The sequence below is a fragment of the Allosphingosinicella deserti genome, assembly GCF_003012735.1.
GTDB classification, from domain to species: domain Bacteria; phylum Pseudomonadota; class Alphaproteobacteria; order Sphingomonadales; family Sphingomonadaceae; genus Allosphingosinicella; species Allosphingosinicella deserti.
Map to the genome: position 1 here is coordinate 79,078 of NZ_PXYI01000006.1, position 24,258 is coordinate 103,335.

Below are 24,258 nucleotides of genomic sequence, written 5' to 3' on the forward strand. Positions count from 1 at the left end.
GTTGGCACTCTCGGATGGAGAGCGCCAACCGCAGAGGCAGCGCTGGCTACCGGTTGTGAGAACGCGACGCTCCGTCGTGGCCCAGCAAACGGTGAGCCGATCATGACCTTCAGACCATTGCACGACCGCCTCCTCGTCCGCCGCGTCGCGGCCGAAGCGAAATCGGCCGGCGGAATCATGATTCCCGACACGGCCCAGGAAAAGCCGCAGGAAGGCGAGATCGTCGCGGTCGGTACCGGCCTGCGCGCCGAAGACGGATCTCGGATCCCGCTCGATGTCAGCGCCGGCGACCGGATCCTGTTCGGCAAATGGAGCGGATCGGAAGTCCGCTTGGGCGGCGAAGACCTGCTCGTCATGAAGGAAAGCGACGTCCTCGGGATCGTCGGCTGACCAAGATATTCGCCGTGCGGCGCGGCCGCACGGACACTTTCACGAGGATTTGAGCACATGGCAGCCAAGGACGTACGATTCAGGCGCGAGGCGCGCGAAGCCATCACCCGCGGCGTCGATATCCTCGCCAATGCGGTGAGGGTCACGCTCGGCCCCAAGGGGCGCAACGTCGTTCTCGGCAGCAGCTACGGCAGCCCGCGTATCACCAAGGACGGCGTCACCGTCGCCAAGGAGATCGAGCTCCGGGACAAGTTCGAGAATATGGGCGCGCAGATGCTGCGCGTGGTTGCCTCCCGGACCGAGGATCATGCCGGTGACGGCACCACCACCGCCACCGTGCTCGCCCAGGCGATCGTGCGCGAGGGAATGAAAGGTGTTGCCGCGGGCATGAACCCGATGGACCTGAAGCGCGGCATCGATCTTGCCGTCACGGCGGTCGTCGCGGACCTCAAGGTGCGATCGCGGCCGGTCTCCGGCACGCGCGAGATCGCGCAGGTCGGGATCGTGTCGGCGAACGGCGATACCATCGTCGGCGAGAAGATCGCGGAAGCCATGGAGAAGGTCGGCAAGGAGGGTGTGATCACGGTCGAGGAGGCCACCGGCCTCGATTTCGAGCTCGATCTCGTCGAAGGCATGCAGTTCGACCGCGGCTATCTCAGCCCCTATTTCATCACCGATGCGGAGAAGCTGCTCGTCGAGCTCGCCGATCCCTATATTCTCCTCTACGAGAAGAAGCTCTCCAACCTGCAGGCGATCCTGCCGGTGCTGGAGGCGGTCGCCCAATCGGGCCGTCCGCTGCTGATCATCGCCGAAGATATCGAGGGTGAGGCGCTGGCCACGCTCGTCGTCAACAAGCTGCGCGGCGGCCTCAAGGTCGCGGCAGTCAAGGCGCCCGGCTTCGGCGACCGCCGCAAGGCGACGCTCGAGGATATCGCGGTTCTCACCGGCGGCCAGGCGATCAGCGAGGATCTTGGCATCAAGCTAGAGAACGTCACGCTGGACATGCTCGGATCGGCCAAGCGCGTCACCATCGACAAGGAGAGCACAACGATCGTCGATGCTGCCGGTCCGGCCGAGGCGCTCGCCGCGCGGGTCGATGCGATCCGCGGGGAGATCGAACGCTCCGACAGCGAATATGACATGGAGAAACTGCAGGAGCGGCTTGCCCGCCTCGCCGGCGGCGTCGCCGTGATCAAGGTCGGCGGATCGTCGGAGATCGAGGTCAAGGAGCGCAAGGACCGCGTCCAGGATGCGCTGCATGCTACCCGCGCCGCCGTGGAGGAAGGCATCGTGCCCGGCGGCGGCACCGCTTTGCTCTACGCCCGCAGGGCGCTCGATGGGCTGTCGGGGGCGAACGACGATCAGTCGAGCGGGATCGACATCGTCCGCAGGGCCCTGCCCGCGCCGTTGCGCCAGATCGCCGAAAATGCCGGTCACGACGGCGCCGTCGTCGCCGGAAGGCTGATCGACCGCAACGATCCCGATTCCGGGTTCAACGCGCAGACCGGGGACTATGAGGATCTCGTTGCCGCCGGCGTGATCGATCCGACCAAGGTCGTCCGCTCGGCGATTCAGGACGCGGCGTCGGTGGCGTCGCTGCTGATCACCACGGAGGCTGCCGTGGCCGAGCTTGACGAAGATCCGGCCGCGGCCCCGGCACGGGCGGACTATTGAGGCGATCTGCTGTCAGGCATGTCGTCCGACGACCTGAACATGGCCGCTTCCGAACCTCGCTCTATCCCTGAAGGAACGCTCCCCGATGAAGAAGCAAAGTGTCGCCGCCGCGCCGGTCGAGATGAACCGCGATCAGATGCACCTCGGCTACTGCGAGACCCGTCTCAACGGGCTCGGCGTCAACGCGCCGGGATCGACCGAACTTGCCCGCGTGCGGGCTGCGCGCGACGATATCATTGCCCGGATGGACCCTGCCGACCTCGCCGCCTACCGGAAGGCCGCCAACCTGGCGATGACCCCCGAGCAGCGTGCCGAGGACGCCGAACGGCAGGCGGAAACAGAGCCGCGCTGAGCCGCCTGGTCCCGGGCCGGCTGCGCCGGTTCGCTCAGGCGGGGCCGGTGCCCGGGCGCCAACCGCCGACTCAACACTGTACGGTCCGGCGAGATCGCGGCGGATGAGGCGGACGTCCGAGGTAGCGGGGCGGCGGCGCGGCGCGGAGACCAGATGCCGATGCCGGCGACTGCCTGCACGCGATAAATTTGGAACGTCGGAGCGGCCGGGATGTTGGGGCAAGCGAGCGGGGGCTAGTACATCAGGAGAGCGTATATGAGCGACAATATCGTATCGGCCGTGTTCGACAGCCACTCGGAAGCCGAAACCGCAGTCCGCGAACTGCGGCAGGCGGGCGTGCGGGACAGCGCCCTCTCGATAATCGCGAACCGCGACAGCGGCAGCGGCGAATATGGCGACGCCCACACCCATGAGGCGAAGGAAAAGGGTGAAGGCCTGATCAAGGGCGCTCTTGCCGGCGGCGGTGTCGGCGCGCTTCTCGGTATTGCGGCGCTCGCCATTCCGGGCGTCGGCCCGCTGGCCGCGGCCGGCGCGATCGCGGCCTCCGCGGTCCCCGAAGCCGCCGCGATCGGCGCAGGCGCGGGTGCTCTCGCGGGCGGCCTCAGCGGCCTGCTCAAGAAGCACGGCGTGAGCGACGAAGACGCGACCTATTATGAGAGCCGGATCCACGACGGCGGCGTGTTCGTCTCGGTGGATGCCCGGGAGGCCGGAATCAGCGCGGAAACGGCGCGCGAAATCCTCTACCGTTATGGCGGCCACAGCGCGACGCGCTCGCGGACGGCATCGGTCATCTAAGCGAGCTTCTGGCTGGCGGCCCGAACATCGGGGCTGCCGCGGGAACAAGCGAATGCGAGAGGCGCTCCGGCCAAGCCGGAGCGCCTTTTCGTTGCCCGGATGCTCAGGCGATTTGGCCGCGGCCGATCACCGTCGACCCGGCGGAGCGTCGCGCCGTTCCGCAAACAGCTCCGACAGCGCCTGCGACGCGGCGATCGCGCGCGGGAAGCCGGCCGTCACGGTGGTCAGATAGACGATCTCCTTCAGCTCCGCTTCGCTGACGCCGATGTTGAGCGCGTAGCCGGCGTGGACCTTCAGGAAAGCGGGCTCCCCCATCGCTGCGAAGGCTGCGACGGCGGCGAGCTGGCGCGTGCGGCCGTCGAGCCCGGGCCGCGACCAGATTTCGCCGAGCGCATAGCCCTGGGTGGCATCGGCAAGCGCCGGAAAGTCGCGCCGCATGCCCTCCAGGACGGGTTGCGGCGCGCCTTTGTTGAGGCTCCGGATCACCGCCTCGCCGCGCTGCAGCCGCGGGTCGGTCGATTGCGCATGGGCATGTGCCGGGAGGGCCGCCAGCAGAAGCAGGACGGCCCGGTGCGGACGAGAGACTGGCATCGTCACCGCCTCAGCTCGCCGTCGGCCGCACGACGATGTCGCTGACGTCGACATCGTCCGGCTGCTCGATCGCATAGCGCACCGCGCGCGCGATCGCGTCCGGCTTGAGCGCGATGGCGCGATAGGTCTGCATCGCCTCCGCAGCCGCGGGATCGGTGATCGTGTCGGCCAGTTCGCTTTCGACCACGCCCGGATAGATGCAGGTCACCCGGATACGATCATTCTCCTGCCGCAGCCCCTCGGAGATGGCCCGAACGGCAAATTTGGTCCCGCAATAGACGGCCGCCGTCGGCACCACCGACAACGCGCCGATCGACGCCATGTTGATGATGTGGCCGGAGCCGCGTTCCGTCATCTCGGGCAGGACCGCGGCGATGCCGTAGAGCACCCCCTTGATGTTGACGTCGACCATCCGGTCCCATTCGTCGACCTTCAGCGAGGACATCGGCGAGAGCGGCATGATGCCGGCATTGTTGACGATCACGTCGATCCGGCCGAACGCTTCGCGCGCGGCGTCGGCGAAGGCGGCCACATCGGCGCGGTCGACGACGTCGAGGCGCCGGATCAGCACTTCTCCGCCTGCGCTCCGTATCTCTTCGGCCAGCGCTTCGAGGCGATCGACGCGGCGTGCGCCGAGCACGAGCCTGGCGCCGGCACGGCCGAGCTCGCGGGCGATCCCGGCGCCGATCCCGCTCGAGGCTCCGGTGACGAGGACGACTTTGTCGAGGGCCATGATCTGTTCCTTTCCGGATTGTGGGTGTCCGGAATATGGACCCGCAGGACTGTCGTGATAAGCTGAACATTCCTTACCAGGCTGGAAAGCGGAGCTAACCAATGCTTGCCGATCTTAACGCTCTTGCCGTGTTCGCCCGCGTTGCCGAGGCACGCAGCTTTCGCGCCGCCGCGGACCAGCTCGGCGTCACCCGGTCGGCGGTCAGCCAGACGATCCGCCGGCTCGAGGAGATGCTCGGCATCGCGCTCGTCCAGCGGACGACCCGCAGCGTCAGCCTCACCGAAGCCGGCACGCGTCTCTACGAGGAGGTGGCGCCGGCGATCGCCGACATGCGCGCCGCGGTCGAAGCCACCGGCAGCCTGAGCGGGCGCCCGCGCGGCCAGCTGCGGATCGCGGTCTCGTCGATCGCCGAGCGCTTCCTGTCCGGGCCGCTGCTCGCCGGCTTCGCTGAGGCGAACCCCGAGATCCAGATCGACATCAACGTGACCGATCATGAATTCGACATCGTCGCCGAAGGCTATGATGCCGGCGTTCGCCTGGGCGAAGTGATCGAGCAGGACATGATCGCGGTGCCGGTCAGCGGGGCGCAGCGGCAACTCGCTTTCTGCGCGCCGCATTACCGCGACCGCTTCGGCGTCCCGGCCCATCCGCGCGAGCTGTCGGCGCACCGCTGCATCGGTTGGCGTCCGGCGCCCGAAGCCGCGCCCTATCGCTGGGAATTCGCCGAAGCGGGCCGGGAGTTCAGCGTCGCGGTCGCGCCGGAGATCACCACCAATGACATGGCGCTGATGATCAAGCTCGCCGTCGCCGGTGCCGGGATCACCTTCGGAATGGAGGAGAGCTTTCGGCCCTGGGTCGATCGCGGCGAGCTCGTTCCGATCCTCGAAGACTATAGCCCGGCCTTTCCCGGCTTCTACCTCTTCTATCCCAGCCGCCGGAACGCGGCGCCCAAGCTCCGCGCCCTCATCGACCACGTCCGTCACAACAGCCCCAATTCGGCGACCGGCACGCTTTAGGGCGCAGCCCGACCGACAGCCGGCCCTCGTTACCGCCGCTGGCCCAGGCCTGTCGCCGTCCAGTAGATCCCGCCCATCAGATGCGCGAGATAGGTCGGATCGCGGTACATCTCACCATTATGCCCGAGCGTGGTGACGAACACGCGGCCTTTCTCGTGGCGATGGTGCCAGGCGATCGGATGATCCTTGCCCATCGGCCTGGCAACCTGGCCGGGCCAGATCTTGGTGGGGTCGTAGCTCGTCTCGTCGACGTTCAGCACGGGGTTGATGCGAACATTGTAGGGATTGGTGGTGACGTAATATTCGTCGCTCCAGATCCAGCGGGGCGGCACGCCGTAGGTTGCCGGAAAGCCCGCATCCTCAACCGTGACCACCCCGGTCTGCAGCATCGGGTGGACGCCGACACGCCGACCGACCAATTTCTCGTACCATGCCCAATTGTCGGGCGGCGTGATCGCCGCGCGGTGGACGACGATCGCATTGCCGCCGTCGCGCATATAGGCCTCGAACTTGGCGCGCTGGGTGGGGTTCAGCTCCTCGCCCGGCGTGTTGAGGAACATGACCGCCGCATATTGCCCAAGATCGCCTTCAAACGCCGCCGTGTCGTTGGTCCAGGTGAATTCGAAGGCGTGGAGCTTGGCGAGCCGCTCCAGGCTGTCGCGCGCGATCGGAATATATTCGTAATGATATTTGTTCGGGATGGAGAGCACGAGCAGCTTGAACTGGCTTTCCGCCCGGGCGCTCGCCGGGGCGGTCAGAGCGACGAAGGCGCCAAGCGCGAGGGCAATCCGGTTCATCATCTCTCCCATGCAACATGATCGCGTGGCCCATCATGGCCGGCGCGGGAGGATTAGCCGATCGGCGGCTCAGGCGGAATAAGGCGGCCGATCCAGTCCGGCGGGGCTCAAGGTAAAGATCTCGCACCCGGTTTCGGTAATTCCAACTGAATGTTCGAACTGGGCCGACAGGCTGCGGTCGCGGGTCACCGCGGTCCAGCCGTCGTCGAGGACCTTGGTGTCGGCGCGGCCGGCGTTGATCATCGGTTCGATCGTGAAGATCATCCCGGGACGGAGCTCCGGCCCGGTTCCCCGCGATCCGAAATGATAGACGTCCGGCAGATCGTGATAGACGAGCCCCACGCCGTGGCCGACGAAATCGCGGACGACTCCCATCCTGTGCTTCTCCGCGTGCCGCTGAATGGCGTGGCCGATGTCGCCGAGGTGATTGCCGGGCTTGGCCTGTTCGATGCCGAGCATCAGGCATTCGTAGGTGACGTCGACGAGCCTGCGCGCCTTCACCGGCACGTCGCCGACGAAATACATCCGGCTCGTATCGCCGTACCAGCCGTCGATGATCGACGTCAGATCGATGTTGAGGATGTCGCCGGCCTTGAGCTTCTTCTCGCCCGGAATGCCATGGCAGACGACGTGGTTGATCGAGATGCAGGTCGCATGCTGGTAGCCGCTATAGCCGATGTTCGCCGGGATCCCGCCGGCGGCAAGGATCCGCTCCCGCACGAAATCGTCCAGTTCGGCGGTGCTGACGCCGGGAACGACGAGCGGGACGAGCGCATCGAGGATCTCGGCCGAGAGGCGGCCGGCCTTGCGCATGCCGGCGAAGCCCTCGGGGCCGTAAAGCTTGATCGCATGGCCGCGGGCGGCGGGGGTCGCCGGAGTCACCTGAAGATATTGGGTCATGACGATCAGCTAGGCATTCCGCGCCGCTTTTTCGAGGGCGGATGCGTCCCCGGGCGCGTGAAGGGCCCGCGACCCTGGTCGATTTAGCCCTCCGGGGCAGCTACGGTCACGTCGAGAACCTGAGGAGGACCCACTTATGCTCGAAGACCGGCCGCGATTGGCGCTGCTGAGCGGACCGACGCCGATCGAGCGCCTCGCCCGGCTCGAGCGGATCCTCGCCGGGGACACGGCACGGCCCCTGTTCGTCAAGCGCGACGATGTGATGGGCGTGGGCGGCGGCGGCAACAAATTGCGCAAGCTTGAATTCCTGATCGCCGACGCACAGGCGCAAGGCTGCGACACCTTCGTCACCACCGGCGGCCGGCAGTCCAACCATGCCCGCTTGTCCGCCGCCGCCTCGGCGCGTGCCGGCCTTGCCTGCGAGCTGGTGCTTGCCGACATGGTCGACCGCGACGACGAAAGCTATCGGCGCAACGGCAACGTCCTGCTCGACGGTCTATTCGGCGCCCGGCTCCACCATGTCTCCGGCGACACCGACACGCTGGCCTTCGCCCGAGCCCGCGCCGAGCAGCTGCGGGCCGAGGGCCGCAAGGCCTACGTCGTCGGGGCAGGGGGATCGTCGCCGATCGGCTGTCTCGGCTATGCCGCCTGCGCGCACGAGATCCTGGCGCAGGAAGCGGCGCTCGGGCTCCGCTTCGAACGGATCGTGATCCCGAACGGCAGCGCAGGAACCCATGCCGGGCTTGCCGCCGGCTTCGCCGCGGCGGGTGACGATCCTCGGCGGGTTCAATCCTACACCGTGCTCGCGCCGCTTGCGCAGGCGCAAGCGGCGACCCGGGATTTGGCGCGCGAAACCCTGAAGCTGCTCGACCCTGAGGCCGCGCTTGCCGACGACGATATCGTCGTTCTGGGCGGCCAGCGGGGCGAGGGCTACGGCATCCCGACGGCGGCGATGCTGGAGGCGGTGCGCCTCGTCGCCAGGGCCGAGGGACTGCTGCTCGATCCGGTCTACGGCGGGAAGGCCTTTGCCGGCCTGATCGCGGCGATCCGGTCGGCCGAGGCCAGCGGACCTTCCTTGTTCGTGATGACCGGCGGCGTGCCCGGCCTGTTCGCCTACGAACCCGCCTTCCGGGACGAGGACCGGAGCCCCCGGCAGGCCGTCAGCGCGTCCCGGGACGCGGCATCCCAATAGGTGTTGGTAACGATGACGATGCCGGTCCAGCCATCCTGCGGCCGGTCGGCGACCGCGACGGCAAACCGAGCCGCACCGTTGCGGAACGACTGACCCGTGGTGAAGGGCGGCGCCGCCAAGTCTTCGGCTTGCCAGTTGGGGCGCAATTCCCGGCGATAGCCCGGAAGCACATTGGGTGCTTGCTGCACCCGCACGCGCAGGAAGCGCGCCTCCAGGCATTCGCCGCCATCCGCCTTGAGCGCGCGCAGGGTGCGGTCGGCGCTCTGCACCATGTCGGCACGATAGGGATCGCGGAAAGGGATGCGGGAATCCGCCACCGCGCCGGCCGGATCGCGCGGTGAGGCGACCGGCGCGGCCGCGGAACAGGCGACGCCGATCAGGCTCAACGCCGCGAGGAGCCTGTTACGGCGTGGCCTTGACTGAGACGACATCGAGCGTCGGCACATCGGCCGGGCGCGAACTGGACAGGCACGGGTCATTGCCGGCAGCCTCGGTCGAAAGCGCTGCATCGGTCAAGGCGGTTCGGTGGCATCTTGACCTCTCGAACCGCGTTGCGCACCACCTGTCGGCCATTCATTCGGGAGAATGTCGATGCGATCCGGGAAGCGTCTCCGTAGAGCGGCCGCCCTCATCTTTGTCATTGCCTGGTCCGCATCGCCGGCGGCGGCCCAGGTCTATGACGCGATCGACATGACCGGAATGAGCATCTACGCCGAGGAAGAAGCGGTGATGGACGCGGCGCGCGAAACGGTGACTCGCCGGCCGTCGCGGGCGCAGCCGGCGCCGGCGCCGGCGCCGACGGAGCGGCTGACCTATGTCCCATCGGTCGAGCGCCGCCGCGCGAATTTTGCCAGGTTCGTCGACAGGATGCGAGTCCAGGACCCGACCGGCGCCGCGGCGCTGGAGAAGGAACTCGCCTCCGCCGACGTGATCGACAGGATCGGCAAAGAGCTGACGGCCTTCGGCATGCGCACCGACAATGTCGGCGATGCCTATGCGATCTGGTGGCTCAATGCCTGGCTCGCCTCGCGCCAGCGGTCCGACACCCCGCCCGCGCGCCAGATCGCCGCGGTCCGCGCCCAGGCGGCGCGCGCGATGGCCGCGGTGCCGGAGATTGCCGGCGGGAGCGATGCCGTGAAGCAGGAAGTGGCGGAGTCCAATCTGATCCTGGCGATGCTGATCGGCGCCTTCATGGAACGTGCGAAGAACGATCCTGCGCTGTTTCGTCAGGTCGCAGAGTCCGTCGCCAAGGGCGCGCGGGCCTCCGGCCTCGATCTTGCGACGATGGAGCTGACCGACGACGGCTTCCAGGCCAGCGACGGCGCGAAGTCCGAGGCCGGGGAACCCGATGCCCCGAAGCTGGCAGGGGCGCAGCAGGAAGACGGCGATTACGGGATCATCGCTCCAATCGTTGGCGCCGGCGCCGCCGGGCTGATCGGCGGCCTTTTGCTTTCGCGTGGCCGCCGATCGCATCGGGCCGATCGCGGATAGGCCGGTCAGGCCTCGGCGAGCCGGCCGAGCAGGATCTCATCGATGGTGTGGGCGACGCCGTCTTCGTCGTTCGACAGGGTGACCGCGTCGGCGGCGGCGCGCACTTCCTCCGGCGCCTGGCCCATTGCGATCGAGAAGCCGGCGCGGGCGAACATCGGCAGATCGTTGCGCATGTCGCCGATCACCGCGACCTCCGCCAGCGTCACGCCAGCCGCCGCCGCCAGCGCGGCGACGCCGTCGCCCTTGTTCGCGGCCGGCGCGGTGATGTCGAGAAAGTAGGGCTGGGAGCGCGCAACGGTCGCCTGTCCCGCCGAGGTACCGCACAAATCGTCTTCGAGCCGGGCGAGCAGCGCATGATCGTCGGAGACGCCGACGATCTTGTCGACATTGGCGGTCAGCGACCTCAGATCCGGCACGATCACAGGATCGACGTTGCTCGACAATTTCTCGCGCGGCACCCGCCGATTGTTCGCGTCGAGCGCGTACCAATTCCCGTCCGCGAACAGCCAGATGTCGACCTTCGCGCCGGTCAGCGTCTCAAGGCTCTGCGCCGCAACCTGGGGCTCCAGCCGCGCGGCGCTCAGCACGCGCCCGTCCGGTTCCAGGATCGTGCCGCCGTTGAACGCGCCGATCTGGCCGCGCAGGCCGAGCCGCTCGGCGATCCAGACGATGCCGCTCGGCGGCCTTGCGCTGATCAGACTGAAATGCACGCCGGCCGCGCGCAGACGGGCCGCCGCGGCGACGACCGCGTCGGACAGCGTCTTGTCGGACCGCACCAGGGTCCCGTCGACGTCGGAGACGACCAGGCGGATGGGTAGGCTCATTGCGGCATCTCGACATGGCCGCCGAAGCCCAAGCGCATCGCGGACAGCAATTTGTCGCCGAAGGTGGTGTCGCTGCGGCTGCGGTAGCGCGCGAACAAGGCGGCCGAGAGGACGTTGACCGGCACCGCCTCTTCCATCGCGGCGTTGACCGTCCAGTGGCCCTCGCCGCTGTCGGCGACCCGGCCGCTGAACTGCTCGAGCGCCTCATCGCGGGCGAGTGCGCCTGCGCACAGGTCGAGCAGCCAGGACGAGACCACGCTGCCGCGCCGCCACACCTCGGCGACGTCGGGCAGATGGATGTCGAACCGTTCCTCTTCCGGGAGCCGCTCCGACATGCGGCCCTTGAGCACGTCGAAGCCTTCGGCATAGGCCTGCATCAGCCCATATTCGATGCCGTTATGGACCATCTTGACGAAGTGACCGGCCCCGGCCGGTCCGGCATGGATGTAGCCGCGCTCGGCGCGGTCGTCCTGACCCTCGCGGCCGATTGTGCGGGGCACGTTGCCGTAGCCCGGGGCAAGCGAATCGAAGATCGGATCGAGCCGTTCGACCGTCTCCTTGTCGCCGCCGATCATCATGCAATAGCCGCGGTCCAGGCCCCAGACGCCGCCCGACGTGCCGACGTCGACATAATGGATGCCCTTCTCGGCGCAGACCTTGGCGCGACGGATATCGTCCTTGAAGAAGCTGTTGCCGCCGTCGATGACGATGTCGCCGGGCGCGCCCAGGCCGATCAGCGTCTCGATCGTCGCCTCGGTCGGATCGCCGGCCGGCAGCATCACCCAGAAGATCCGCGGACCGGACAGGAGCGCAGCGGCCTCCTGGAGCGATGACGCCGCGGCCGCGCCCTCGGCGCTCAGCGCCTGAACGGCATCGGCCGAATGGTCGTAGGCGACGATCTCGTGACCATGCTTCATCAGTCGGCGGGCGATGTTCGCCCCCATGCGGCCGAGGCCGATCATCGCCAATCGCATTGCGCAAGAGCTCCTTCGAAGACTGAATGCGGCGTTAAAAGCTGTGGATCGAGGCGGCAAACGGAAAGCGCCTGGTTAGCGCACCCCGATCGGGTGAGAACCTCTACGTTCGTATAGTCTGACGCCATCCTCGCCGGCGACGTAGAGCGCGTCGATCTCGTCGAGGAACAGGCCGTGCCCGAGCACGCCCGGTATCTGCCCCAAGGCATGAGCGAGCGCGGCAGGATCCTCGAGCCCGGGAAAACCACAGTCGATCAGCACATTGCCCTGATCGGTGAGGACCGGCGCGCCCCCCGCCGTCCGCAGGATCGGCGTGCCGCCGAGCGCCGCGACCGCGTCGGCGACGAAGCTGCGCGCGAACGGCAGCACTTCCAGCGGCAGCATAGGGCGGCCGAGCCGCGCCACGCACTTGCTTGCGTCGGCGATCGCGATCATGCGGTCGGCGGCGGCCGCGACGATCTTCTCGCGCAGCAGCGCGCCGCCGCCGCCCTTGATCGCGCGGAACGCCGGATCGATCTCGTCGACGCCGTCGATCGCGAGATCGACGCGGCCGAAATCCGCCATGTCGAGAACCCCCATCCCGGCGGCTTCGGCCGCCGCTTCGGTCGCCCTGGAGGTTGCGACGGTGCGGATCGTGAGGCCCGCGCGAACCCGGTCGGCAAGCGCGGCGATGGCGAACGCGGCGGTGCTGCCGGTGCCGAGGCCGACCAGCATGCCAGGTTCGATCTCGTCCACCGCCGCCCTGGCGGCCGCTCGCTTGCGGAAGTCGACGTCGTTCATGCGCGAACCATGGCGTGGTCCGGCATCCGGGCCAAGATCAGGGATGCATCATGCCTGCCTGCGCGACCGGGTTCTTGCCCCACAATGTCTCGTGCGGCCAGCCCGACAGATCCTCGACAACCGCCCGGGTCTCCGGCGAGGTCGGTGCGTCCGGGTTGGTCTTGAAGCGGTCGATCTCGTCCATCAGCACCGCGTGCGTCGCGGGATCGAGCCTGAACCGGTAGGAGACGATCACCCCGAAGATCAGCATCCCGATCGTGCCGACGCCGAGCACGACCGCGAGAGTGGTGATCGCTTCGGGGCTCTGGGTCTTGGCGCCCGAAACGAAGCCGCCGAGGCTCATGATCAGGGTGACGCCCTGAACGGCGGCCGATTGGGTGAGCTTGCGGATGAACGTCATCACGCCGGCAAAGGCGCCTTCGCGTCGGCGGCCGGTGACGATCTCGTCGACGTCGGCCATGTAATTGTAGGTCGCCCAGGGAATGAAATTGAGCGCGCCGCGGCCCAGGCCTGCGAAGGCGATCGGCACCCACAGCAACAGGTCGCCGGAGCGAATCCCGGCGCTCCACATCGCCAGCAGGGTGATCACGCCGATCGCAAAACTCGCCGCCGCCAGCCGATAGGCGAAGGCGGGGCCGATCCGCAGCGCGAGATTGATCGCGATCATGACGGCGACGAACTGGACGATGTACATCGTGCCGAGCAGGGTCGAGGCGACGCTGATCGATCCTGCGAGCGCGAACACCACGAAGAAGGTGAAGGCGGCGTTGAACACGTCCTGGCTGATATAGCCGCCGAGATACATTCCAAGGTGCAGCCGGAATGCGCGGATCCGCAGGGTCGAGAACAGATTCTGGTAGAGCGCTCTGATCGCCGCGCCGACGCTCGGCTTGCCAGCGCCGCTGCGCAGGGCGGAGACTTCCGACGGCGGCCGCTCCCAGCTGAGCAGGAACAGCAGAGCGGCGGTGATCATGAACAGGCCCGAGAACAGGATGCCCATGTAGAGGAAGGTGTCGGGGCTGTCCTCGCCGAGCCACTGGATCAGCATCTTCGGCCCGAATCCGGCAACGATCGCCGATGCCTGGGCGAACAGGATCCGGACCCCGGCGAACTTGGCCTTGGTCTTGTAGTCCTTGCCCATTTCCGCGGCGAGCGTCTCGTAGGGGATGATCACCATCGCGTAGACGAGCTCGAACGCCACGTAGGTGACGAGATAATACCAGAACCCCTGGCCCGCGACCCACATGGTCGCGAAGATCGGCAGCAGCGGGATCGCGGCGAGCAGGAAGAAGCGCCGCCGTCCGAACCTCTGCCCGAGCGCGGTATAGCCCATATTGTCGGAGATGTGCCCGATCACCGGCGAGGCGATCGCGTCCAGCACGCGGGCGACGGTGAAGATCAGCCCGGCCTGCCACGCCTCCAATCCGCAGAAGGTGGTGTAGAAGATCAGCACCCAGCCGCTGATCACCGCCATCGATCCGGCGCCCAATATGTCCATCGATCCGTAGGCGCCGTAATTGTACCAGCGGACGGGACGAGTCCCGGTCGGGGCAAAGGCGCCGGTGATGGCCATGAGCGGATCCTCTCAGAAAGCAGCTGGGCTGCCGCCTGCACCTCTTGCCGGGTGCTCGGCGGCGGTGCGGATCAGATGTAGGTACGCAGGAACTCGGCGAGCGCGAGCACGGCCAGCGACTGGCCGTAAGGCATCGAGGTCAGCTTGATGTCCTTGTAGAATTGCTGGGTGTCGCCCATCGCCGTGCCGAACGAGACCTGCTGGAGCTCGCCGTCCTCGCTGATATTGGCGAGCACGCCCTCGACCGCCTTCAGGCCGACCGCCTCGTAGCGGCGGTCGAGATAGCCTTTGCGCACCGACTTCAGGATTCCGTAGGCGAAGCCGGCAGTCGCCGAGGCTTCGAGGTACGAGCTCGGATCGACGATCAGCGTATGCCACAGGCCGCTTTCGTCCTGGGTCTCGGCCAGGGTCTTCACCTGGGCGGCGAGCGTGTCGATCAGGAAGGTGCGGAAGGCGTCACCGGGCGGGAGATCGAGGATCTCGATGATCTCGGGGATCGCGATCGTCACCCAGCAATTGCCGCGCGCCCAGAGCGCCTCCGCGAAATTGTGCCGGCCGTTGAAATCCCAGCCGTGGAACCAGAGGCCGGTCTTCTTGTCGAACAGATATTTGATGTGGACGAGGAACTGGCGCTTGGCCTCCTCGATGTAATGCGGGCGGTTCAGCAGCAGGCCGATCTTGGCCAGCGGCAGCACCGACATCATCAACGTGTCGTCCCACATCTCGCCGGGATTCACGTCGTTATAAACGATGTGCTGGAAGCCGCCTTCCTCGGTCTTGGGAAGTCCGTCGGGCGCCATCAGCCATTCCGCCCAAGTGTCGAGATAGGGGATGTAGCGCGGGTCCGGCTCGTGCTCGTACAGATAGGCGAGGGTGATGAACGGCGCCATCGTGTTGATGTTCTTGGTCGGCGTGCCTTCAGCGAAGCGATCCTCGAACCATTGCTTGATGATCTGCAGCGCGGCCTTGTCGCCGGTCTGCTCGTAATAGCGCCACATGCCGAACAGGCCGACGCCGTGGGTCCATTCCCAGCCGGCCCAGCCCTTGGTGTCGATGATCCGTCCGTCTTCGAGATGAAGCAGGAACTCGCCGGTCTCGTCCTTGATGTTGACGAGATTGTCCATCAGCCGGCCGATCGCGTCGGTGATCCGGGTGCGGGGAATGTCGTGGTTGGTGGCGGCCATTTCAGGCTCTCCTACGGAAGATGAAACATCGGCACGAGCGGCCATTCGCGCGGTTTGTTGTCGGGCTCGACCTCCATCAGGTCGGCCATGTGATCCCACCAGCGCAGCATCACCGGGTGGGCGGGCAGGGTGTCGCGCCGGTTGTCGGCGGCCAGCTTCAGCGTCGCGAACAGCGCATGGCTCTCGGGATCGAGGAAGATCGAATAATCGCTGATCCCCGCGTCGCGAAGGAGCGCGGCCAGTTCCGGCCAGATCGCGTCGTGGCGGCGGCGATATTCGTCCACCATGCCGGGCTTCAGCTGCATGCGGAAGGCGTGGGTCTCCACGGTCCTCTCCTCTCTTCCTCTCGGCGCCTTATGCCGCGCTGGGGTTCGATTGAATAGCCATATTTTGAGATTATGTCCCGCAATATGGGATATCGTCAACTCCTGCTCCGTTCGGGCTGAGCTTGTCGAAGCTCTTTCCTTTCTTCCTTCCTCAAGAAAATAAAGGGCTTCGACAGGCTCAGCTCGACGGATGGTGGGTGGCGGGGGCTCGGGCGTTAGATCCTTTGCCGCCTGAGCCAGTCCTCGAACAGGGCAGGCCAGAAATGTCCCGGGCCGGTCGCATCGCCGGGCTTGCCGAAGCCGTGGCCGCCAAAATCGAAGATGTGGATCGCGCTCGGCACCTTCTGCCGGCGCAGCGCGGCGAACATCATCAAGCTGTTCTCGACCGGCACCGTCCTGTCGTCGGCGGCGGCGGTGACGAAGGTCGGCGGCATGTCGGCGGGGACGTTTTGCTCGAGCGACCAGCGCCGGATCCGCTCGGCATCGGGCACCTTGCCGATCAGGTTCCGCCGCGACGGGCCGTGGGCATAAGGCTCGGTCATCGTGATCACCGGGAAGAACAGCCCGGCGAAAGCGGGGCGGGCGGGGCGTGCATCGTCCGCATCGACCGCCTCGTAGCTGCGCTGGGCGAAGCGGCTGGCGAGGCTGCCGGCGACGTGGCCGCCGGCCGAGAAGCCGACCACGCCGACCCTGGTGCCGTCGCCGGCCTCGCGGGCGAGCAGGCGGAAGGCGCGCTGGGCGTCCTGGAAGGGCGCGTCGGGTCCGGCCGCCCAGCCGTCATAAGGCAGGCGGTACAGAAGCGCGCCGACCGTGAAACCCTGCCCGGCGAGGAAATGGGCGAGGCCGCCGCCGTCGGGCGAGGTGGCGATCCGCTCGTAGCCGCCGCCGGGCGCCATCAGCAGCGCGAAGCCGTTGGGCCGCTCGGGACGGACGATGGTCAGCGTCGGCTCGGTGATGCCGTAGAAAGCGAGGTCGTCGGGCGGGGAGGTCGGGCTGCGCAAGATCGCCCGTGGGGTGACGGTCACGCCTTCGCCGCCAGGCGGCCGCCCGGGCCACAGGCTGATCGTTCGATACGGGCGTCTGGCGACGCCTGCCTCGGCCAGCGCCGGAGCGGCGATGCCCGCGGCGAGGCCGCCGATCAGGAAATCTCTGCGATCGACCATGTTAGTTCCCGTCGGGCCGGATATCGGAGCGGAGGCCGCTCGCCGGCAGCTGAAACGTCTCGGGCGGCGCCGGCCGTGCCGGGTCGTAGTGCCGCGCCTCCGGCAGCAGCAGAGCGCCAAGCCGCGGATCGGCGTTCGCAAGGCCGGCCGCGACCATGCGGGCGAGTTCGTAGGCGCCGTAAGCATTGTGGTGGGTCTTGTCCTTGCCACCGTCGTTGAAGGCCAGCGGCGCGCGATCCGGCCCGAGCGCTTCGTAGAACGCAATGGTCATCGCGGTGAGATCGATCAGCCCGATCTGCTCCTCGCGGGCGACCTGCCGCACCGCCTCCGGATAGTCGCCATGGCTCGGCATGATCCGCCTCGCCGCATCGAAATTGCGCCGCTCGGGCGAGGTTGCCAGGATCGGCGTCGCCCCGCGCCGCCGCGCCTCGGCGATGAACGCCCTGAGATAGGCTTTGTAGGTGGTGCCCGCTTCGACATAGGTTTGCGGCCACTGCGTCTTCTGATCGTTGTGGCCGAACTGGATGATCAGCCAGTCGCCCGCCTGCATCCGCGACAGCATCTTGTCGAGCCGGAGCTCCGACAGGAAGGATTTCATCGTCTCGCCGCTCTCGGCATGGTTGGCGACGGCGATGTCGGGGCCGACGAAGCGGGTCAGCATCTGCCCCCAGCTCGCCGCCGGCTCCGCCTGCTGATCGGTAACGGTGGAATCGCCGGCGAGATAGAGGGTCGGCACGTCCACTGCCTCGACGTCGATCGCCGTGACGCGCGGCGCGGCGCCGAGGATTTCCAGGGTCAGCCGATCGTCCCAGGTGGCACTGCCGATCTCGCGCGGCTTGAGCCGCACCGCGGTGCCGCCCGGTGCATTTTCCGGCGGCGCAGGGAGGGCGGGGGTGCGGACGTTGACGACGAAGCTGCGCGTTTCGGTCTTGCCCGCGCGGGTGCGGACATCCTCCACCATCAGTCGCCGTGCCTCGGCCTTGATCGTGGTCGCCGACGGGGTGCGACCGCCGCCGAAGGTCACGGTGACCCGGTAATTGCCCTCCGGCACCTTGACCGAGAAGCGCGCCGGATCCTCCCAGCCATGGCCGCTTGCATCCTCATAGCGAGTCGACGCGGCAACCGCAGTGCAGCCGGCTTTCCGTCCTTCGAGGCAGAAACGCCACAGATCGGGAGCGGCGGGAGACGTGATCATCGATGCGGCGATCGCGAGCTCGATCATGCCGCCCCGAGGTCAGGCGTGCCGAGATCGTGGACGATGCTCCGGTCGATGTCGGCGATGCGGATGGTGCCGGTCAGCGCCATCGCGACGTTCATCTCCGCGCGCACGAGATCGAGCATGTGGGTGATCGCTTTCTCGCCGCCGGCGGCGAGCGCATAGGCCCAGGCGCGGCCGAGCAGCACGCCATCGGCGCCGAGCGCGAGCATGCGGACGACGTCGAGGCCGGAGCGGATGCCGCCGTCGGCGAGGATCGTCATCCGTCCGCCGAGCCTGTCGGCGATGGGCGGCAGCGCGCGGGCGCTGGACAGGGTGCCGTCGAGCTGCCGGCCGCCATGGTTGGAGACGACGATGCCGTCGGCGCCGGCCTCCGCCGCCAAATGCGCATCGTCGGCGTCGAGGATGCCCTTGATCACGATGGATCCGCTCCATTGCGAGCGGATCCATTCGATGTCGTGCCAGCCGACATTCGGTTCGAAATTGTTGCGCATCCAGGCGAAGAAGTCTTCGAGCCCGGTGTTGGGGCCGAGCACTGGCGCGACGTTGCCGAGTGCGTGCGGCCGGCCGTGGATGCCGACGTCCCATGCCCAGCGCGGCCGCATCATCGCCTGCAGGGTGCGACGAACCGCACCCCTGAGGCCTGGCGCGCCTGCAAGGCCGGAGCGGTAGTCGCGGTAGCGGGATCCGGGCACCGGCATGTCGACGGTGAACATCAACGTCGGGCACCCGAGCGCAGCGGCTTCGGCAAGCAGATCCTTCATGAAGCCGCGGTCGCGGATCATGTAGAGCTGGAACCAGAAGGGTTTCGCGGCCGCCTCGGCAACTTCGGCGAGGGCGCAGGCGGACACCGTCGAGAGGGTGAACGGAATGCTGGCTTTCTCGGCGGCGCGCACCGCCTGGCGCTCGCCGCGCCGCGCATTCATCCCGGCAAGGCCGATCGGCGCCAGTGCCACCGGCATCGCCAGTTCCTGGCCGAACAGCCGCGTCGACAAGTCTATGGTGGAGACGTCGCGCAGCACCCGCTGACGCAACGCCACCTGTTCCAGGTCGGCGATGTTCCGCCTCAGCGTCACTTCGGCATAGGAGCCGCCGTCGATATATTCGAAGAGGAATCTCGGCAGCCGCGCCCGCGCCAGTTCGCGATAGTCGATGACCGAGGCGGCCTTCATGCGGAGATGTCCTTCATTCCCGGCCTTCCTGCAGCAGCCGCACCGATTCCAGGATGTGGGCGCGGGCATGAAGGCTCGCGGCGGCGGCATCGCCGTTGCGGATGGCGAAATAGACGATGCGGTGGGCCTCGACGTCGGCCTTGGCGACCTGCTTGGCGGCGTTGGTCACCGGGATCGACATCGACAAAGCGTTCTCGACCATCGAGGCTTGCGAGGCGAAGAAGCGATTGCCGCTGGCGCGGAGCAATTCGGCGTGGAAGGCGATATCGGCTGCCAGTGCCTCGACCGGATCGCCTTCCATCGCCTCCAGCGCGGCTGCGATATTGCCGAGCGCCTGCGGATCGCGGCGTAGCGCCGCCGCCGACGCGGCCTCCGGCTCGATGGCGAGGCGAAGCTGGGCGAGATCGAGCAAAAGCGCATGATCGACGGGCGCATCGCGCATCCAGCGCAGCACGTCGGCATCGAGCATCGACCAATGCTGCTTGTCGCGCACGGATGCGCCGAGCCGCGGCCGCGCCGATACCAGGCCCTTGCCGCCGAGCATCTTCAGCGCTTCGCGCACCGCGGTGCGGCTGGCGCTATGATGCCGGCACAAGTCCGCTTCGGTCGGCAGGCTGCTTCCGACCGCGATGTCGCCGGCGACGATCGCGCGACCGAGCGCCTGGGCAAGCTGGGCGCTCAAGAGATCGGGACGAGGCACTGGATTCTCCACCTCGGACTTGTCATACAAAAGCTCCGTCCAACACAAGCCCAAATCGCAGCGCTTGCAAAGGCTTCAAAGAAAAGCCTGTTGCGGTGAAGGCGTAAGGTGCCACGGATCCCGCGCCTCGTCGTTACCCCGGCACCAATCCCTCGCCCACCGCTTCCAGGAATGCACCTTGTCCCCGCGCGACTTCCTCATCTTCTTTCTCGTCTGCCTCGCCTGGGGGCTGAACAATGTCGTCGGCAAGATCGTCGTCACCCAGCTCGGCTGTCCGCCGCTGGCCTTCGTCGCCGCGCGCTTCGGGATCGTCGCTTTGGTGACCTGGCGATGGCTGCTGCCGGCACCGCGGCCCTTGTGGCGGATCGCAATCATCGGCCTGCTGATGGGCGGCGCCGGCTTTGCCTTGCTCGCGTTGGGGCTGCGCACCGCCAGCCCGTCGGCGGCGGCGATCGTCATGCAGATCAACGTTCCGCTCACCACCTTGCTATCGGTGGCGATGCTCGGCGAGCGGATCGACGCCCGCCGGGGGACCGGCATCGCGCTGACCGTCGCCGGCGCCTTGCTGGTGATCTGGCGACCCGGCGGATTTACCTTGTCGCCGGGGCTGCTGCTGGTCGCGGCCGGCGCCGCATCGGGATCGCTCGGGGCCGTGATGATGAAGCAGATGGTCGACGTTCGCCCGCTCCAGTTCCAGGCCTGGGTCTCCTTCTCGTCGCTCTTCCCTCTGCTGGGCGGATCCTTGCTGTTCGAAAGCGGCCAGGCCGGCGCCATGGTCGCCGGCGGCTGGCCGCTGCTGGCGGCGATCCTCTATTCGGCGCTGATCGGCTCGGTCGCCGCGCACACCGCTTATTACGGGTTGATCGCGCGCTACGAGGCCAATCTGATCGCGCCCCTGACGTTGATGACGCCGCTCGCCACGATCGGTCTTGGCATCCTGATCACCGGCGACAGGTTCGACGGGCGGATGGTCGCCGGCGCATTGCTCGCCATGGCAGGCGTACTCGTCGTCGCCTTGCGGCGGCCGGGATCGCGCGCGCAAACTCCCTGAGCCTCGGACCTGGTGTATCGCCTGTCCGCCTGCCGGGCAGATGCCGAATAATCCTTCTCCCGCCACCATTTGCCGCTTCCGGGACGCCACGCTTTGGATTAGCAGGGAGGCGGGGCGTGGTTCACCGTCGTGGACCGGGGGGGATTGAAATGACCGAAATCTTGAATGCGGTCGCGGCCGATCGCCGCAACATGCTTGGCCTCATCGGCATTGGCGGTCTCGGCGCGGTGCTTGCCGGCGCTGCGGCGACCAGGCCGAGCTTGCTCAGTAGTTCCAGCTCCAAGGACAGCGTTGCGCTGCCGCCGCTGTCGCTTGCCGACGGTGCGCTCGACCATTGGCGGCGTGCGGTCGGCATGCGCTTCAGCGTCGGCGGCACCGCCGCGATCCTCACCTTGCGCGCGGTCAAACCGCTGCTTTCGGCCGGCGAGCGCCCCGCGAGCGTGACCCGCAGTCACGCCTTCGCGGCGGTCTTCGAAGCGCCCGCCAACGCACCGATCGAAGGCAACCGCACCTACCGTTTGGCGACTCGCCTGGTCGCCCCGCTCGACGTGCATCTCGGGTCGGCGGTGGCGGCGGGCGCCGCGTCGCAGTACCTCGCGATCTTCAACTGAGCCGGCCCCAGCGGCCACGGTGACCGGGGCACCGCAGCAGCCGGAGTTCCCAGTCGGGCGGCGGATGCTTGCGGAAGCGGGGCCGCTGCTTGCGCTCGCCCAGCAGATCGGGCTGGTCGGCGTATGCGTGTTCTTCGTGATCAGCGGGCTGGTGATGATGCTCGGCCACGGCCATGACTTCGCCGTCCCAGGCGCGACCGAACGATTTTTTGGCGAGGCGGCTCGGCCGGATCGTGCCGCTTTGCCGGCTGACCATCCTGATCGCGGCGCCGCTCTTCCCGGCGCAGCTGAGCCTGGGCACGTTTGCGGCGTCCCTGCTCTTCATTCCCCACCATGCGCCTGGAATGGCCTTCGGCATTCCGCTCAATCCGATCGGCTGGACCCTGCAATATGAGCTGGTCTTCTACCCTCTGTTCGCGCTTGCGCTCGCCTTGCCGCGCCGGATCGGGATTGCGCTGATCGCTGCAATCCTCGGCCTTTGGGTCGTCGCCGTATCGCGCGGCTTGCTCGGCCATGACAATGCCCTTGCTTACCTCGGACGTCCGATCATCCTGTACTTTCTGGCCGCCATGGCGCTCGGCGTGGTTCGGGAGCGGTGGCGGGGCAACGCGGCCGGGCCGCTCGCCTTCGCCGTGTCGCTCGGCATTGCCGCGGCCGCCATGGCCGCAGCGTGCGCGTCGCGTTTCCTTCCCGGACTGGCGCCGTCAAGCACGACCGCGATCCTGGCCGTGGCGACCGTGATCGCCGTCTCCGCCTGCGCCTTCTCGCGCAACGCCGCGTCGGGCGGTCGGGCCCAGAGCGTGTCTCGTGCCGTCGGCGACGCCACGTACTCGATCTACCTCACGCATCTGTTGCCGCTGGCGCTTCTCGCCGTCGCGATGCCGGCCGCAGTGTCGGCTGTCGCTCTCGCCGTGTTCGTCCCGGTTGGGAGCCTCGTCGCCGTCGGATCCGGATTGCTGATCTAGCGTTTCGTGGAGAAGCCGCTCGTGCAGCGCACGGGGCTCCTGTCGGGGCAGATTGCCGGCATCGGCGGGCGCCGCCAGGCGCCGTCCGCTGGCTGACCGGCTCTTCAGCGCTGGGGCCTCCGCTTACTGGGGCTTTGCTGGACAGAAATGCGCGCGCGGCCTATCGCGCGCCCATATTTTACCTCCTGACGCCGCGGGGACCTCATGACCGTTCAACCTTCCGACTCGATCCTCATCGTCGACTTCGGAAGCCAGGTGACCCAGCTCATCGCCCGCAGGGTGCGCGAGGCCGGAGTCTATAGCGAGGTCGCCCCGTTCAACCGCGCGGTGGAAGCGTTCGAGCGGCTGCAGCCCAAGGGCATCATCCTGTCGGGCGGCCCCGCGTCGGTGACCACCGAGCAGAGCCCGCGGGCGCCGCAATTTCTGTTCGAGGCGGGGGTTCCGGTGCTCGGCATCTGCTACGGCCAGCAATTGATGGCCGAGCAATTGGGCGGAAAGGTCGTCACCGGCGATCACAGCGAATTCGGCCGTGCCTTCATCGAGATCAAGGAAGAGTGTGCGCTGTTCGATGGCCTCTGGGCGATCGGCGACAAGCATCAGGTGTGGATGAGCCACGGCGACAAGGTCGATGCGATCCCGCCGGGATTCCGCATCGTCGCCCAGTCCGCCGGTGCGCCGTTCGCCGCCACCGCCGACGAGGCGCGCAAATTCTACGGCGTCCAATTCCACCCGGAAGTGGTTCACACCCCCGACGGCGCCAAACTGCTCGCCAATTTCGTCCACCGCGTCTGCGGCCTCTCCGGCGACTGGACGATGGCCGAGTTCCGCGCGACCAAAATCCAGGAGATTCGCGAGCAGGTCGGCAGCGGTCGCGTCATCTGCGGCCTGTCCGGTGGCGTCGACAGCGCGGTCGCGGCGGTGCTCATCCACGAGGCGATCGGCCACCAGCTCACCTGCGTGTTCGTCGATCACGGCCTGATGCGCCACGGCGAGGCCGAGCAGGTCGTCTCGCTGTTCCGCAACCACTATAACATCCCCCTCGTCCATGTGGACGTCGAGGATCTGTTCCTCGGCGGGCTGGCCGGAGTCACCGATCCCGAGGCCAAGCGCAAGTTCATCGGCAAGACCTTCATTGACGTGTTCGAGACCGAGGCGAAGAAGGTCGGCGGCGCCGATTTCCTCGCCCAGGGCACGCTCTATCCGGACGTGATCGAAAGCGTCAGCTTCACCGGCGGGCCGTCGGTGACGATCAAGAGCCACCACAATGTCGGCGGGCTGCCCGAGCGGATGAACATGAAGCTGGTCGAACCCTTGCGCGAACTGTTCAAGGACGAAGTCCGCGAACTCGGCCGCGAGCTCGGCCTGCCCGAGGCGTTCGTCGGCCGGCATCCGTTCCCAGGTCCCGGCCTCGCCATCCGCATCCCCGGCGAAGTCACCAAGGAACGCTGCGACATCCTGCGCAAGGCCGATCTCATCTACCTCGAGGAGATCCGCAACGCCGGCCTCTACGACGCGATCTGGCAGGCTTTCGCGGTGCTGCTGCCGGTGCGCACCGTCGGCGTGATGGGCGACGGCCGCACCTACGACAATGTCTGCGCGCTGCGCGCGGTGACCTCGACCGACGGCATGACCGCCGATATCTACCCGTTCGACGCCGCCTTCCTCAGCCGCGTCGCCACCCGCATCATCAACGAAGTGCGCGGCATCAACCGGGTGGTCTACGATTACACCTCCAAACCCCCCGGCACGATCGAATGGGAGTGAGCGTAACAAGGCTGCGGGGCAGCC

At 67.4% G+C, this 24,258-nt stretch carries 27 protein-coding genes; 11 read left to right on the forward strand and 16 right to left on the reverse strand.

The window, feature by feature from the left end; genetic code table 11:
- The first annotated feature begins 102 nt into the window (after window positions 1–102).
- From C7I55_RS17920 to C7I55_RS17935, 4 genes are all read left to right on the forward strand, one after another.
- Window positions 103–390 carry a co-chaperone GroES gene (locus C7I55_RS17920; RefSeq protein WP_106514396.1) on the forward strand — a complete coding sequence of 96 codons (288 nt, stop codon included), beginning with the start codon at window positions 103–105 and terminating at the stop codon, window positions 388–390.
- A 57-nt stretch (window positions 391–447) separates the two neighbouring features.
- Window positions 448–2,064 carry a chaperonin GroEL gene (gene groL / locus C7I55_RS17925; protein ID WP_106514397.1) on the forward strand — a complete coding sequence of 539 codons (1,617 nt, stop codon included), beginning with the start codon at window positions 448–450 and terminating at the stop codon, window positions 2,062–2,064.
- An 85-nt stretch (window positions 2,065–2,149) separates the two neighbouring features.
- On the forward strand, window positions 2,150–2,416 hold the full coding sequence (locus C7I55_RS17930; protein WP_106514398.1) for a hypothetical protein: 267 nt from the start codon (window positions 2,150–2,152) through the stop codon (window positions 2,414–2,416).
- 255 nt (window positions 2,417–2,671) lie between these two features.
- Window positions 2,672–3,211, forward strand: coding sequence for a hypothetical protein (locus C7I55_RS17935; RefSeq protein ID WP_106514399.1), 540 nt, complete (start codon window positions 2,672–2,674; stop codon window positions 3,209–3,211).
- Window positions 3,212–3,337: 126 nt separating this feature from the next.
- On the opposite strand, the gene C7I55_RS17940 is transcribed toward C7I55_RS17935, so the two are convergent.
- Together C7I55_RS17940 and C7I55_RS17945 are read right to left on the reverse strand one after the other, a co-directional pair.
- Window positions 3,338–3,802, reverse strand: coding sequence for a carboxymuconolactone decarboxylase family protein (locus tag C7I55_RS17940; protein WP_106514400.1), 465 nt, complete (start codon window positions 3,800–3,802; stop codon window positions 3,338–3,340).
- Between the two features lie 10 nt (window positions 3,803–3,812).
- Entirely contained in the window at window positions 3,813–4,535 is a 723-nt protein-coding gene (locus C7I55_RS17945) for an SDR family oxidoreductase (protein WP_106514401.1), read from the reverse strand.
- A 101-nt stretch (window positions 4,536–4,636) separates the two neighbouring features.
- On the opposite strand from C7I55_RS17945, the gene C7I55_RS17950 reads away from it, so the two are divergent.
- Window positions 4,637–5,551, forward strand: a complete 915-nt coding sequence (locus C7I55_RS17950) for a LysR family transcriptional regulator (RefSeq protein WP_106514402.1) — start codon at window positions 4,637–4,639, stop codon at window positions 5,549–5,551.
- Between the two features lie 29 nt (window positions 5,552–5,580).
- On the opposite strand, the gene C7I55_RS17955 is transcribed toward C7I55_RS17950, so the two are convergent.
- Complete coding sequence (locus C7I55_RS17955) at window positions 5,581–6,348, reverse strand: ThuA domain-containing protein (RefSeq protein ID WP_233222282.1); 768 nt, start codon at window positions 6,346–6,348, stop codon at window positions 5,581–5,583.
- A 69-nt stretch (window positions 6,349–6,417) separates the two neighbouring features.
- On the reverse strand, window positions 6,418–7,248 hold the full coding sequence (gene map / locus C7I55_RS17960; protein ID WP_106514403.1) for a type I methionyl aminopeptidase: 831 nt from the start codon (window positions 7,246–7,248) through the stop codon (window positions 6,418–6,420).
- 136 nt (window positions 7,249–7,384) lie between these two features.
- Here map and C7I55_RS17965 point away from each other — a divergent pair, with 136 nt between their 5' ends.
- Complete coding sequence (locus C7I55_RS17965; protein WP_106514404.1) at window positions 7,385–8,440, forward strand: D-cysteine desulfhydrase family protein; 1,056 nt, start codon at window positions 7,385–7,387, stop codon at window positions 8,438–8,440.
- Here C7I55_RS17965 and C7I55_RS17970 read toward each other — a convergent pair.
- On the reverse strand, window positions 8,362–8,826 hold the full coding sequence (locus C7I55_RS17970; protein WP_106514405.1) for a hypothetical protein: 465 nt from the start codon (window positions 8,824–8,826) through the stop codon (window positions 8,362–8,364). The two genes, C7I55_RS17965 and C7I55_RS17970, sit on opposite strands and share 79 nt — an antisense overlap.
- A 205-nt stretch (window positions 8,827–9,031) precedes the next feature.
- Between C7I55_RS17970 and C7I55_RS17975 the strand changes: the two genes are divergently transcribed.
- A complete protein-coding gene (locus C7I55_RS17975) occupies window positions 9,032–9,931 on the forward strand; it encodes a DUF6683 family protein (protein ID WP_106514406.1) in 900 nt (299 codons plus the stop codon).
- A gap of 5 nt (window positions 9,932–9,936) precedes the next feature.
- Here C7I55_RS17975 and C7I55_RS17980 read toward each other — a convergent pair whose 3' ends face one another.
- The 10 genes from C7I55_RS17980 to C7I55_RS18025 form a co-directional block, all read right to left on the reverse strand.
- The gene (locus C7I55_RS17980) at window positions 9,937–10,755 is read right to left on the reverse strand and encodes an HAD family hydrolase (protein ID WP_106514407.1); all 819 of its coding nucleotides are present in this window, start codon (window positions 10,753–10,755) and stop codon (window positions 9,937–9,939) included.
- On the reverse strand, window positions 10,752–11,729 hold the full coding sequence (gene gnd / locus C7I55_RS17985) for a phosphogluconate dehydrogenase (NAD(+)-dependent, decarboxylating) (RefSeq protein WP_106514408.1): 978 nt from the start codon (window positions 11,727–11,729) through the stop codon (window positions 10,752–10,754). Before gnd ends, C7I55_RS17980 begins: the two co-directional genes overlap by 4 nt.
- A 75-nt stretch (window positions 11,730–11,804) precedes the next feature.
- Complete coding sequence (gene rpiA / locus C7I55_RS17990) at window positions 11,805–12,509, reverse strand: ribose-5-phosphate isomerase RpiA (RefSeq protein ID WP_106514409.1); 705 nt, start codon at window positions 12,507–12,509, stop codon at window positions 11,805–11,807.
- Between the two features lie 37 nt (window positions 12,510–12,546).
- A complete protein-coding gene (locus C7I55_RS17995) occupies window positions 12,547–14,082 on the reverse strand; it encodes an MFS transporter (RefSeq protein WP_106514410.1) in 1,536 nt (511 codons plus the stop codon).
- A 71-nt stretch (window positions 14,083–14,153) separates the two neighbouring features.
- Complete coding sequence (gene bglB / locus C7I55_RS18000; RefSeq protein WP_106514411.1) at window positions 14,154–15,266, reverse strand: beta-galactosidase BglB; 1,113 nt, start codon at window positions 15,264–15,266, stop codon at window positions 14,154–14,156.
- Between the two features lie 11 nt (window positions 15,267–15,277).
- Window positions 15,278–15,592 (reverse strand): L-rhamnose mutarotase, encoded by a 315-nt coding sequence (locus tag C7I55_RS18005; protein WP_106514412.1) that lies wholly within the window; start codon window positions 15,590–15,592, stop codon window positions 15,278–15,280.
- A gap of 215 nt (window positions 15,593–15,807) precedes the next feature.
- Entirely contained in the window at window positions 15,808–16,755 is a 948-nt protein-coding gene (locus C7I55_RS18010; protein ID WP_106514413.1) for an alpha/beta hydrolase, read from the reverse strand.
- A gap of 1 nt (window position 16,756) precedes the next feature.
- Window positions 16,757–17,977, reverse strand: a complete 1,221-nt coding sequence (locus C7I55_RS18015; RefSeq protein ID WP_106514414.1) for a rhamnogalacturonan acetylesterase — start codon at window positions 17,975–17,977, stop codon at window positions 16,757–16,759.
- Complete coding sequence (gene lldD, locus C7I55_RS18020; RefSeq protein ID WP_106514415.1) at window positions 17,974–19,143, reverse strand: FMN-dependent L-lactate dehydrogenase LldD; 1,170 nt, start codon at window positions 19,141–19,143, stop codon at window positions 17,974–17,976. The genes C7I55_RS18015 and lldD overlap by 4 nt, the downstream gene beginning before the upstream one ends.
- Window positions 19,144–19,156: 13 nt before the next feature.
- Entirely contained in the window at window positions 19,157–19,843 is a 687-nt protein-coding gene (locus tag C7I55_RS18025) for a FadR/GntR family transcriptional regulator (RefSeq protein ID WP_158266485.1), read from the reverse strand.
- Window positions 19,844–20,021: 178 nt separating this feature from the next.
- Here C7I55_RS18025 and C7I55_RS18030 point away from each other — a divergent pair, with 178 nt between their 5' ends.
- Together C7I55_RS18030 and C7I55_RS18035 are read left to right on the forward strand one after the other, a co-directional pair.
- Window positions 20,022–20,894 carry a DMT family transporter gene (locus C7I55_RS18030; protein ID WP_106514417.1) on the forward strand — a complete coding sequence of 291 codons (873 nt, stop codon included), beginning with the start codon at window positions 20,022–20,024 and terminating at the stop codon, window positions 20,892–20,894.
- A gap of 149 nt (window positions 20,895–21,043) precedes the next feature.
- Entirely contained in the window at window positions 21,044–21,505 is a 462-nt protein-coding gene (locus tag C7I55_RS18035; protein WP_106514418.1) for a DUF6916 family protein, read from the forward strand.
- Here the strand turns inward: C7I55_RS18035 and C7I55_RS28960 are convergent.
- Complete coding sequence (locus C7I55_RS28960; RefSeq protein ID WP_233222313.1) at window positions 21,498–21,863, reverse strand: hypothetical protein; 366 nt, start codon at window positions 21,861–21,863, stop codon at window positions 21,498–21,500. The two genes, C7I55_RS18035 and C7I55_RS28960, sit on opposite strands and share 8 nt — an antisense overlap.
- Between C7I55_RS28960 and C7I55_RS18045 the strand changes: the two genes are divergently transcribed.
- Together C7I55_RS18045 and guaA are read left to right on the forward strand one after the other, a co-directional pair.
- Window positions 21,766–22,470 carry an acyltransferase family protein gene (locus C7I55_RS18045; RefSeq protein WP_233222308.1) on the forward strand — a complete coding sequence of 235 codons (705 nt, stop codon included), beginning with the start codon at window positions 21,766–21,768 and terminating at the stop codon, window positions 22,468–22,470. The genes C7I55_RS28960 and C7I55_RS18045 overlap by 98 nt on opposite strands.
- A gap of 204 nt (window positions 22,471–22,674) precedes the next feature.
- Window positions 22,675–24,234 carry a glutamine-hydrolyzing GMP synthase gene (gene guaA, locus C7I55_RS18050; protein WP_106514421.1) on the forward strand — a complete coding sequence of 520 codons (1,560 nt, stop codon included), beginning with the start codon at window positions 22,675–22,677 and terminating at the stop codon, window positions 24,232–24,234.
- Window positions 24,235–24,258: the final 24 nt, after the last annotated feature.